Origin of the sequence: Xanthomonas sp. WHRI 8932A (genome assembly GCF_035012785.1) — a bacterium.
In the GTDB taxonomy this organism is placed as follows: Bacteria; Pseudomonadota; Gammaproteobacteria; order Xanthomonadales; family Xanthomonadaceae; genus Xanthomonas.
The window spans coordinates 234,979-247,246 of the sequence record NZ_JAYGQQ010000006.1; the positions used below are offsets into that span (position 1 = coordinate 234,979).

A 12,268-nucleotide genomic window follows, 5' to 3' on the forward strand; every position below is an offset into this window, starting at 1 on the left:
TCAACAAGGTTTGCGCTCGAGTTCTAGGAGACTTCGACATGTTGCCTGGTATGGAGTTGATGGGCTGTTCTGGACTTGCCGTCCCAGGCGAGGTGATGCAGCACGTCGTGCGCGTGGAGTCGTCGCGTAATCCATACGCCATAGGCGTCGTCGGCGGACGTTTGGTCCGTGAGCCACGCGGCTTGGAGGAAGCGGTGGCGACCGCAAAGATGCTGGAGCAGAAGGGCTACAATTTTTCTCTAGGCCTAGGCCAGGTTAATCGCTACAACCTCGAAAAGTATGGTTTGACTAGTTACGAGATGGCATTCGCCAAGTGCCCCAATCTGGTAGCAGCCTCCAAGATTTTAGCTGAATGTCATTCACGTTCTGGGGCCAACTGGGGCAAGTCTTTTAGCTGCTACTACTCCGGTAACTTCGAAACTGGCTTTAAGCACGGATATGTCCAGAAGATCTATGCATCCATCCGTCAGTCGGTTGCTGCTTCCGGCGTTCAGCCAATCCCCGTGGTCTCCAATAACCGGCAGATCAGGATACGCACCGAAAGTACGGCCAGTCAGGCAGCTGCAGTGTTGGCGGATGCGATTGTTGCGCGTCGGGTACAAGGTCTGATGCGTGCATCTCCGGACGAAATGTCAGGCCAAGCGAACACGTCCGCTATATCGCCGGCTCCAGTTGCCCAGCCAAGTGTGCAGGCTAGATCGGCTCCGGCGTCCAGCGATCTGTATGTCATTCAAGCGACCGGTCAAGGACGTGGTGTGGCATTGCCAGTAGGGGCTCAACCAGCTACTGCAGCGCCTACTGGTCAAAGTTCTCCCTCAGTTGCCACGCAGCCGCCAAGTCGGCCAGTGGACAGCGCTTTCGTGTTCTAGCAAGGATGTTGTTCTGCAATCGGATTGCTACAAGACCCCCCCTGTTCCAAAAGGAGATACAAAATGAAATTTGAAATGAACAATAAGCAGTTGGCTGCTAATGCCAAGATGGTCGGCACTCAAGCATTGAAAGCATTGGTCTTCACCTCACTGTTGCTGGTTGCGAGCGGCGCCGGCGCAACTCCGGGTGGTTTGGCCGATACAGATACCAAAGTCTGCGGTTTTCTCGGAAACGTGAATTCACTGCTTACGATGGGCTCTGTCGCTGTCGTCACGATTGCGGTCATCGTCGCGGGCTACCAGATCGCATTTGCGCACAAGCGCATTTCTGAAGTTTCGCCGATTCTTATTGGTGGCGTATTGATCGGCGCTGCCGGACAGATCGCGAACATGGTCATTGGCGACCGTAACCAGAAATGCGATGGCGACACAGCGATGGCGTTGGTTCAGATGCTTCAGCACTATGCATAAAGACGTGCTCTTCCGTGGGTGTACCAGGCCAGCGATGTTTCTGGGTGTGCCTTATATTCCCTTTTTCATCGGTGCCGGTAGTGGGCTATTGATGGGAATGTACTTCGACCTTTGGTACCTGCTCAGCATTCCCGTCATCATTTTCGGCATGCAGCAGATGGCGAAGCGGGACGAGATGATTTTCAGGTTATTGGGCTTGCGCTGGATGTTCAGGATGCGTGCTCGTAATCTTCAGCGCTATGCCGGGATGTGGGTGTTTACGCCAAACGAGTATCGGAAATCTCCTCCGGGTAAGCGTTAATAGTGTGTAGCGATACTCCACGCCTACCCCATGCACCCGTGCATGGGGTAGGTGCTTATTACGATCACCGGGGCACAGCCCTTCTACCTTGGTAAGACCATGTTTAACCCAGATACGCCGATTAGCGAGTTCGTTTCCGTTTCGAGCCATGTGGCTCCGTCGGTTCTCAAGACCACGGGGGGCGATTACCTGTTGATCTGGCATCTGGCTGGGTTGCCGTTTGTTGGCCGGGACGAGTTCGAACTTTCACAACGCCACAACACCTTCAATCGTCTACTCCAGACCTTGCGTGCGCCAGACTTTGCCAATGTCGCTTTTTGGGTCCACGACGTCCGGCGTCGTCGCAAGATCCGTACGGACACTCGTTTCAAACAGGCATTTAATCAAGGTCTGTCTGACGATTATTATGCCGCGCTGTCGGCGCAGAAGATCATGCAAAACGAGTTGTACTTCTCCATGCTATATCGCCCGGTTGTCACAGGGCGACGTTTGGTAGAGAAGTCTTCCGACCCAGATAAGATTCGTGCCGAAGAAGAACAGTCGGTCGCAAAGGTGATCGAGCTCGCTACGAATGTCGAAGCTGTGTTGAAAGATTACTCGCCTTATAGGCTGGGGATGTACGAAGCCAAAAATGGCATTATCTTCTCGGAAACGCTTGAATTCTTGGGTTATCTACTCAATCGGATCGATGAGCCGGTGCCGGTTCTGCAGGCGCCGGCACACGCTTACCTTCCGGTTAGCAAACACATGTTTGCCAATAAAACCGGTGACTTTATCATTCGTACACCGGACGGTATTAATCACTTCGGTGCTATCCTTAATATTAAGGAGTACGCGGACGGAACCTATCCGGGCATCCTTAATGGATTGAAGTATCTGGATTTCGAGTATGTTGTTACCCACTCATTCAGTCCGGTCGGTCGTCATGACGCGTTGAAGGTGCTGGAGCGGACCAAGGGCATGATGGTGTCATCAGGCGACAAGTCTTCTAGCCAGATTCGCGATCTGGATGTCGCCATGGACGATGTAGCGTCGGGCAACTTCGTGTTGGGTGAGTATCATTTCACCATGGCTGTCTACGCTGACAGTCAGGAAAAACTAGCTCGGCAGATCGCGACGACCCGTGCGGAGCTTTCCAACGCAGGATTCGTTTCTGCCAAGGAGGATCTGGCAATTGCTTCGTCCTTCTATGCACAGCTACCCGGCAACTGGCGCTTCCGTACCCGTATCGCGAATCTGAGCTCGCTTAATTTTTTGGGCCTGTCTCCGCTGCACAACTTCGCCCAAGGCAAACAGCACAACAATCCCTGGGGCGACTGTGTCACCACGCTGCAGACCACCAACGGGCAGCCATATTACTTCAATTTCCACGCCACTCACCCGGCCGAGAATTCGTTGGGAGAGAAGGCGATCGCCAATACGATGGTAATCGGTAAGTCCGGTACCGGTAAAACAGCACTGATTAACTTTCTGTTGAGCCAGGTTCAAAAGTTCGATCCGATTCCGACAATCTTCTTTTTCGACAAAGATCGTGGGGCTGAAATCTTTGTGCGCGCTTGCGGCGGCAACTATCTGGCATTAGAAAACGGTGCGCCGACCGGTTTTAACCCCTTCCAGTGCGAGCGCAATGAGGCGAATACGCAGTTTCTGGCTGAATTGATCAAGGTTCTGGGCGGAAAGGCCGAATACAGCTCACGCGAAGAAGAGGATATCTATCGCGCCGTTGAAGGCATGCTGGATACTCCGATACATCTGCGTAGTATGAGCAACTTCCGTAAGAGCTTGCCTAACATGGGCGACGACGGGCTCTATGCTCGTCTGCGTCGCTGGACGGCCGGCAACTCGCTGGGGTGGGTGTTCGACAACCCGGTGGACACCATCGATCTGACGCGCGCCTCAATTATCGGTTTCGACTACACAGACGTGATCGACAATGCCGAAGTGCGCGTTCCAGTGATCAACTATTTATTGCACCGGTTGGAAGCGCTGATCGACGGACGTCCGTTGATCTACGTGATGGATGAGTTCTGGAAGATACTGGACGGAAAAGGAGGGCTGAAGGAATTTGCCAAGAATAAACAGAAGACCATCCGTAAGCAGAATGGTCTGGGCATTTTTGCCACGCAAAGCCCTGAAGATGCTCTGGCCAGCGACATTGCTGCAGCGCTGATCGAGCAGACCGCCACCATGATCCTGCTTCCTAATCCAAGTGCCAGCCGCGACGACTACATGGAAGGACTCAAGCTCACAGACGCTGAGTACCAGGTTGTGGTTTCACTGGATGAGCGTTCGCGCTGCTTCCTAGTCAAGCAGGGCCACGCCTCGGCAGTGTGCCAACTCAACCTGCGTGGCATGGATGACGCGTTGTCGGTGATCTCATCGTCGACCGACAATATTGAAATCATGCATCAGATTTTGTCACGCAAGGCTGGGCAACTGGGAGTTACTGTCGATCAGCTTACCCCGGAGCAATGGTTGGAGGATTTCTATGCCAATCGAAAAGGCTCTGGAAAGCGTAAGTCTGCGAAGTCGGAGATTGAAGATGCATGATTTCGACTCAATCAGTCACTATGGAAATGGATTTCTATCACTCATCTAGTGTTTGCGCTGATATTGGTCTTTGGTTCGCTGAAGACTTATTAGTTGCCTGAGTCATTCCTTTGAGCCCTAGACAGGATTGAACGAGCGGTTGTTTGGCGGTCTCGGTGTAGGGGGCGCAGTGGTATGGGTACAGGGTTGTTGCGTAAGAGTATCGCTTCCTACACAAGGTTCTATGCGAACTTCGACAGGTTTAATTGTTGTTTCCGAGAATTTCCAGTAATGATTCTTTGATTTACCTCCCGATGCTGTTCGTGCCTGATGTATCGGCCAACTAAGAATCCGTAGAGTTGGTTTAGGAACTTTCAGCTCGATATGAGATGAATACGTATGCACCTGCACGTCCACAAGGTGTTACGCGGCTACGCTAACAGCCTTAGCTGGGTGCTCATTCTGGCGCTCGCATTGGCCCGGGAGGGGCGTACATGTCGCAAACACCTTGGTGGCGCGGGGCCGTCATCTATCAGATCTATCCGCGCAGTTTTCTCGATTCCAATGGCGATGGGGTCGGTGATTTGCCCGGCATCATCGCCAAGCTCGACTACATCGCCGGGTTGGGGGTGGATGCGATCTGGATCTCGCCGTTCTTCAAGTCGCCGATGGCCGATTTTGGTTACGACATCGCGGACTATCGCGCGGTGGATCCCTTGTTCGGGACGCTGGACGATTTCGATCGGTTGCTCGACAAGGCGCATGGGCTTGGCTTGAAGGTGATGATCGACCAGGTGCTGAGCCATACATCGATCGCGCACGCGTGGTTCCAGGAGAGCCGTCAGGACAGGACCAATCCGAAGGCCGATTGGTATGTGTGGGCCGATCCGCGCGAGGATGGGACTCCGCCGAATAACTGGTTGTCATTGTTCGGTGGCGTGGCGTGGCAGTGGGAGCCGCGGCGCGAGCAGTACTACTTGCACAACTTCCTGGTGGACCAGCCCGACCTGAATTTCCATAGTGCAGAGGTGCAGCAGGCGACCTTGGACAACGTGCGTTTCTGGCTGGATCGGGGCGTGGATGGCTTCCGGCTGGATGCGATCAACTTCTGTTTCCATGATGCGCAGCTGCGCGACAATCCGGCCAAGCCAGCGGACAAGCGAGTAGGGCGGGGATTCAGTGCGGACAATCCGTACGCGTATCAGTACCACTACTTCAACAATACGCAGCCGGAGAACCTGCCTTTCCTGGAGCGCTTGCGTGCGCTGCTGGATCGCTACCCGAACGCGGTGAGCCTGGGCGAGATATCGTCTGAGGATTCGCTGGCGACCACCGCCGAGTACACCGCCCAGGGTCGCCTGCATATGGGCTACAGCTTCGAGCTGTTGGTGCAGGACTATAGCGCCGCGTATATCCGTGAGACGGTGAGCCGGCTCGAGGCCACCATGTTGGAAGGGTGGCCGTGCTGGGCGATTTCCAACCACGATGTGGTGCGCGCGGTAACGCGTTGGGGCGGCGAACATGCGTCGCCAGCATTTGCGCGGATGGTGGTGGCGCTGCTGTGTTCGCTGCGTGGGTCGATCTGCCTGTATCAGGGCGAGGAGCTAGGCCTGGGCGAAGCGGACGTGGCATTCGAGGACCTGCAGGACCCGTATGGCATTACGTTCTGGCCGACCTTCAAGGGCCGCGATGGCTGCCGTACGCCGATGCCATGGACCGACGCGCCATCTGCTGGATTCACCAGTGGCAAGCCGTGGTTGCCGCTGGCGGAGCCACATCGTGCCGCTGCGGTGAGTGTGCAGCAGGACAATGCGCATTCTGTGTTGAGCGCAGTACATGCGTTTCTTGCTTGGCGCAAGGAAATGCCGGCGTTGCGTGAGGGATCCATCGCTTTCTACGACACGGCCGAGCCTGTGCTGATGTTTCGGCGCGAGCATGCGGGTCAGGTCATGCTGTTTGCATTCAATCTGTCTGGCGAACCTGCCGACCTGGCATCGCCTGCCGGCGAGTGGGAGCAGGCCGATGTGCCTGGTGTTGAGCGTGGGGCGATCGAGGGCGGTCAGATCAGGTTGGCCGGGCATGCGGTTGTTGCTGCGGTAGGTCGTGGCTGAGTACGACTAGCTGCAACTTCCATTCGTGAGCTTGAGATGGTTTTGAAGAACGGTGCGGCTTTTTTTGCGATGTCGCTCCGTTCTTTTAGCAGGCTGATCGTCTCCCGTACTGGATCGTTGATAAGCCCTGGCGTTGCATGCCTTCTCACTAGTGAGTAGCAGGGTGTCATCAGGAGCGCATAAATTTTTATGCGTCTTCCGATCTGTTAGCTGGCTTGGCTAGCATTCGGCGTTATGGCTAGCGGCGACTCGCTGCAAGGCTTCTTTAAACCGCCTGCTGCCTTTGCGAGTGCGTCGCTAAGTGCATATGTGCGGCGTGCAGCCCGAAAGTCGGTCTTATGCCACGTAACTTAGGACCGGTTGCCTGTGGCCTGTGGCAGGAAAGGATGTGCTGCAAGTTGTCTTGCGCGATCTCGTTAGGTTGGACTTCGTGGTGAAGATCTCAAAAGAAAGACCCGCCGGTTTGATGTCGGCGGGTCTTTTTTATGCAGGGGGCGCAATGGAAATGTCGTTTGGCGCTATGCATTTCTTGCTTTGATCGGAGCTTACTTCGTCGAAAGTAATATCGATTTTGTAGCATTGATGCCTGGACTTTAGGGAAGGGAGGGAGCCGTACGCTCACCCCAACCCCTCTCCCGGTGGGAGAGGGGTCTATCTTCCTGCAACGCTTGGTCGCTGTGGTATCGAGCGTGCCGTTCGCCTTCCGATGTGGAAGGCGAACTTGGGGTATGACGCTCCCCGACGTTTCGGAAGCGACTCAGGCGTCTTGTATCCAGAGAGTGGTGATACCAGCCACTCAGAACTTGTAGTTCACACCCAGCACAAAGGTGCGGCCCCATTCGATGTATTCGAGCGGGCGGTCCTTGGTTTCTGCGTAGGTGCGGTACGGCGAGTTGCTGAGGTTGCTGGCTTGCAGTAGCAGGGTGAGGCCATCGAGGGTGCTGCCTTCGGCAAAGCTGTAGCTGATCTGCGCGTCGGTGATGTTTTCGCCGACGACGTAGCGCAGGGTGCGGTTGCCGTTGAAGTTGCCGATCTCGCCGATGAAATCCGAGCGGCGACGCTGGCTGACGCGTGCTTCGAAGCCCTTGTGCTCGTAATACGCGGTGAGGTTGTAGACGCGCTCGGACAAGCCGGGCAGGCTGATTTCACCATCACCGACGCTGGAGGCGCTTTCCGGGTCGCGGATCTTGACGTCACTGTCGTTGAAGGTGGCGCTGGCCTGGATGCCGAAGCCTTCTAAAGGTGCGAACAGCAGATCCAGCGGCAGCGATGCAGTGAGCTCGACGCCGCGCAGCGTGCCGCCCTTGCCGTTGAACGGTGCACTGAAGGTGCCGGTGGTGAGCACCGGTGCCGAGCCCGGTGGCGGCACGTAGCCGGCGACCAGTGCGGAGAAATCGTAGTTGTCGCGGCTCTGGGTGTAGATGTAGCTCTTCAGATCCTTGTAGAAGAAGGCGGCCGCCACATACGCGCGCTCGGCGAAATATTTTTCGTACGAGAGGTCGATGGCGTTCGCGCGCCATGGGTCGAGCATCGGGTTGCCGCCGCTGGCGCCGGGCCGGCCGGTCGAGGTGTCTACGCCAAACTCCAGCGAGGCACGCAGTTGGTCCACGCGTGGGCGCGCGACCTGCTTGGCCATCGCAAAGCGCAGCGTCTGCTCGTACGGGAACTGGAAAGCCAGGTTCAAGCTGGGCAGCCAGTCGCGATACTTCTTGCCATCGTCGATGGGCCGCACTTCGCTGCCAGGCGGCTGCGAGGCATCCCAGTAATTGGCCTGCGAGGATTGATCGGCGCTCTGCAGCTGCACACCGATATTGCCGCGCACACCGACCTCGCCCCATTCGGTATCGATGTTGGCGCGCAGCCAGGCGGTGGTGATCTTCTCTTCGACCGTCCAGGCCTTGGACACCAGGAACGAGGCATCGTCGCTGGGGTTGAACAGCATGTAGCGCGAGACCGCGGCCGGCACATTCCACGCGGGCAGGGAGCCGAGACCGGCAAAGCCGAGGTTGACCGGTGCGTATTGGAGATCCGCGGCCACCGTGGCCTCGCCCTGCGCGCCCAGCGTGATGTTGCCTTCGGGCTGGGTCTTCTGCTTTTCGCGGTTGGCGTAGTTGACGCCGACATCCAGATCCGAGAACCAGCTCAGCGCTTCGGGCATCGGGAAGCTGGCCTGCAGGCGTGCGCCCTTGAGCACGTCTTCCACACGCGGCACCTTGCCGTAACCGGAGCCGTAAATGGTGTTGGTGAGGAACAGCTCACCCGGATCGGAATAATTCATGCCCGGCGCCAGCTGCGAGAAACCGTTGCCGACGACCGACACGCCAACGGTGTCCAACTGTGGCATGGGGGCACGCTGGAGATTGTTCTCCAGGTTCAATTCGTCGCGAGTGGCCTTGGAGTAGTTCAGGTCGGCGATGATCTTGACCGCGCCGGCGGTGATTTCGTTGTTCCAGCCGAACGCTTCGATCTTGTCTTCGCGCTTGTTGTACATGCCGCGCACCAGCGGGTAGACGCCGCTGGCGGTGCCGCCGATGAAGCTGTTGTTGTCGTTGACGCGCACGTCGGTGATGTTCAGGCCCGGCGTGTAGCCGCCGTTGTAGTTGCTGAGGTTGAGCTCGAACTGGTTGGCCGTGTCGATCTGCTCGGCTTTGGTGTGGAAGGCGTCGAGCGTGCTGGTCCAGGCGTTGGACGGGCGATATTGCAGCGTGGCCATGACGCCATCGCGCTTTTGGTTGCCGGTGCGGCGCAGCGCCTTGATGCCGTCGGAGAAATACACGCCGTCGGCCACGCCGGGGCGTTGACGCTGTGCGTTGACCTGCTGCCACGGCTCGTACAGGCCCACCTGGTTTTCCTGGATCGGCATGTCGGTGTGGGCGTAGCCGATGGTCAGGCCGATGGTACGGTCCGCGAACTGGTCGATATAGCTGACGTTGAAGCGGTTGCCGTAAGGGTCGACGTTGGCAGCCTTGCCCAGCGAATTGCGCTGATAGCGGCCACCGATGGCGATCACCCGCTCGTTGTAGCTCAGCGGGCGCGCGGTCTGCATGTCGACGGTGCCCGACAGGCCCTGGCCAACCAAACCAGCGTCCGGGGTCTTGTAGACGGTGACGCCGCTGACCAGCTCGGACGGATACTGGTCGAATTCCACGCTGCGGTTATCGCCGGTGCTGACCACTTCGCGGCCATTGAGCAGGGTGGTGGAGAAGTCCGGCGACAGGCCGCGCACGCTGATGACCTGCGCGCGACCGGCCACCCGCTGCGCGGCCAGGCCAGGCAGGCGCGCGAGCGATTCGGCGATGCTGACGTCGGGCAGACGGCCGATGTCTTCGGCCGAAATGGCTTCCACGATCGAGGTGGAGTCGCGTTTGACCGAGATGGCGCCTTCGATCGCGCGCCGCAGGCCGGTGACCTGGACCTTGTCCAACTCGGTGACTTGGCCGTTCTGTTGATTGGATGCGGTTTGTTCGGTGGTGGTGGCTTGTGCAGGCGTTGCCGACTGCGCAGCAGCCAGCGTCGGTGCCATGGCAACGGCCAGGGCGATACTCAGCGCAGAGCGCTTGTGCTTCAACATTTTCCCCTCCCAGGTACATGTTGTTCTTTGATTTTTTGATCCGGCAGACGCCTGGATGTCATGCGTCGCACGCCCGGACGGACGTCACGACTGCAACGTATGGTAGACACCGCACCCGCATGCAAACGGGTGCTGCATACGTATTCAACCCGCACAACCGCAATGAAATCGATTCCACGCAAGGCATCCAGCGCACGAAGCTGCTGCTGCAGATCACGCATGGGCGCGATGCACGACCTGTGGCGATGGGGCGCGGTGGTGAGATGCACTCACTGGCGTCGGCGGCACCGCAGCGTGCTGCGATGCATCACTCAACGCTTGCCATCCAGCGGGACGAAGCGGATGGCCTGCCCGCCACCGGGTGCCAGGCGCAGTTCGAGGGTGTCGCTGCTGCCGACCTGGCGCTCCTCGCGCACAAAGGCGAACGGGTTGCTCAGGTAATCGGCGCCGTCGCCATCGCGATAGATCTGCGCGTTGTAGCGCACGCCGGGTTCGAGAAACCCCAGCGGCACCTGCAGCAGGCGCCCGTGTTCGTCGGTGATGCTGCCCAGGAACCATTCGCGGCTATGCCGATCCTTGCGCGCGATGGTCACGTAGTCGCCCACTTCGCCATTCAATGCGCGGGTCTGGTCCCAGTCCACCGCCACGTCTTCGATGAAGCGGAACGCGTCGCGATGCTGCAGATAATGCTCGGGCAGATCGGCGGCCATCTGGATCGGGCTATACAGCGTCACATACAGTGCGAGCTGCCGCGCCAGCGTGCTGGGAATGGCCTGGCCGTTGCGGCCCTTCAGGCTGACGATGCCCGGCGTGTAATCCATCGGCCCGGCGAGCAGGCGCGTAAACACCAGGTTGACCTCGTGTTCCGGCGGATTGGGCGGCTGGCCCCAGGCGTTGTATTCCATGCCGCGCGCGCCTTCGCGCGAGATCCAGTTGGGATAGGTGCGGCGCAGGCCGGTGTCCTTGATCGGCTCGTGCGCATTGACTGCGATATGTCGCTCGGCCGCCTCGCGCACCACGCGCAGATGATGGCGCGCCATCCATTGGCCATCGTGCCACTCGCGCAACGGTGCACCGCCCGCAGGGTTGCGTCGCTCCACCTGGCCGTCGTCGCAGACATAGCCGGTCTTCACCGAGTCCACGCCGAAGCGTGCGTACAGGTCCATCGCCTCGGCGATCTGGTCTTCGTAATGGTCCACTGCGCATCCCGTTTCATGATGGCCGATCAAATGCACGCCCTTGGCTGCGGCGTACGTGCTCAGTGCGGGCAGGTCGAAATCCGGCGTGGATTTTGTGAAATCGAAGCTACCGCCGTTGCCGAACCATTCGCCGTCCCAGCCCGGGTTCCAGCCTTCCACCAGCACGCCGCGAAATCCATGTGCGGCGGCAAAGTCGACATAGCGCTTGGTCGTGGCGGTGGTGGCCGCATGTTTGGGTCCGGTGGCCCAGGTCTGTTGGTTGAGATGCATCGACCACCACACACCGACATATTTGGACGGCTTGACCCAGTCCACTGCGCCCAGCGCATTGGGTTCGTTGAGGTTGAGGATCAGGTTGGATTCCACCAGGCCGGTGGCCTGATCGGCGATCTGCAGCGTACGCCACGGCGTATCGAACGGCAGGCTGCGGCGCACCTTCCAGCCTTCGGCGGCCGGCGACAACTGCGCGCGCAGGCGCTGGTCGTCGGTGCGGCGTAGCCACATGCCGGCGTAGTCCACCAACGCCGCTTCGTGCAGCGCAATGTGCAGCCCGCTGTCGGTGCGCAGCGTCAGTGGCGTATGCGCCAGTGCGACCTGATTCAACGGCGTGCGCCGATACAGATACTCGTAGTGGATCGGCTCGCCTGCGGGAATCCACCATGCTTCGGCCGGTTGTGCGATGGCGAATTCAGTGACTTCCTCGTCGATGATCGCTTCACGCAATCCGGCTTGCTGCGGGAAGTGGTAGCGAAACCCCACGCCGTCGTCGTAGACGCGAAAGATCACCTCGAAGCTGCGCTGCGCACCGTCGCGTTCGCCCAGGCTGACGCGCAGTTCGTTGTAGTGATTGCGCACCAGACGTGTTTCGCCCCAGGGTTGCTCCCAGGTGTCGTCATGGCTCTGGCGTGACTGCGAACGCACCACCAACCCGCGGTCCAGACGGCCATCGCGCAAGGTAAAGCCCAGCCGTGAGCGCTGTACGACCGGCTGGCCCAGTCGCTGCACACGGTAGTAAGGCGTGCCGCCGTCCAGGTCCAGGCTTACCTGCAGTACCTTGCCGGGCGACGCCACGTCGATGGTGGTGACCTCGGCGTGCGCTAGCGAGGCAAGGCTGCCGAAGCAGGTCAGAATCAGCAGCCGCGCGATCCAGGCGGCGCCGAATGTCGAGCGTGCTCGACGTGAAAACAGCGGCATATCCCCTCCCAAGGCGACCGTTG

At 58.7% G+C, this 12,268-nt stretch carries 7 protein-coding genes; 5 read left to right on the plus strand and 2 right to left on the minus strand.

What is annotated here, in order from left to right; all coding sequences use genetic code 11:
- Positions 1-50: 50 nt before the first annotated feature.
- The 5 genes from VC212_RS11815 to VC212_RS11835 all read left to right on the plus strand — a co-directional run bounded on the left by VC212_RS11815 (position 51) and on the right by VC212_RS11835 (position 6,281).
- Positions 51-869: a transglycosylase SLT domain-containing protein gene (locus tag VC212_RS11815; protein WP_323514984.1), complete on the plus strand. Its 819-nt coding sequence runs from the start codon at positions 51-53 to the stop codon at positions 867-869.
- A gap of 63 nt (positions 870-932) precedes the next feature.
- Positions 933-1,340 (plus strand): TrbC/VirB2 family protein, encoded by a 408-nt coding sequence (locus VC212_RS11820; RefSeq protein WP_323514909.1) that lies wholly within the window; start codon positions 933-935, stop codon positions 1,338-1,340.
- Entirely contained in the window at positions 1,333-1,641 is a 309-nt protein-coding gene (locus tag VC212_RS11825; RefSeq protein ID WP_115513304.1) for a VirB3 family type IV secretion system protein, read from the plus strand. Before VC212_RS11820 ends, VC212_RS11825 begins: the two co-directional genes overlap by 8 nt.
- Before the next feature lie 99 nt (positions 1,642-1,740).
- A complete protein-coding gene (locus tag VC212_RS11830; protein WP_115514558.1) occupies positions 1,741-4,191 on the plus strand; it encodes a VirB4 family type IV secretion/conjugal transfer ATPase in 2,451 nt (816 codons plus the stop codon).
- Positions 4,192-4,664: 473 nt separating this feature from the next.
- Entirely contained in the window at positions 4,665-6,281 is a 1,617-nt protein-coding gene (locus tag VC212_RS11835) for an alpha-glucosidase (RefSeq protein WP_323514908.1), read from the plus strand.
- Positions 6,282-7,077: 796 nt separating this feature from the next.
- Here VC212_RS11835 and VC212_RS11840 read toward each other — a convergent pair.
- Both VC212_RS11840 and VC212_RS11845 read right to left on the minus strand, forming a co-directional pair.
- Positions 7,078-9,852, minus strand: a complete 2,775-nt coding sequence (locus tag VC212_RS11840) for a TonB-dependent receptor (RefSeq protein ID WP_323514907.1) — start codon at positions 9,850-9,852, stop codon at positions 7,078-7,080.
- A gap of 311 nt (positions 9,853-10,163) precedes the next feature.
- The gene (locus VC212_RS11845; RefSeq protein WP_323514906.1) at positions 10,164-12,245 is read right to left on the minus strand and encodes a glycoside hydrolase family 97 protein; all 2,082 of its coding nucleotides are present in this window, start codon (positions 12,243-12,245) and stop codon (positions 10,164-10,166) included.
- Positions 12,246-12,268 lie beyond the last annotated feature (23 nt).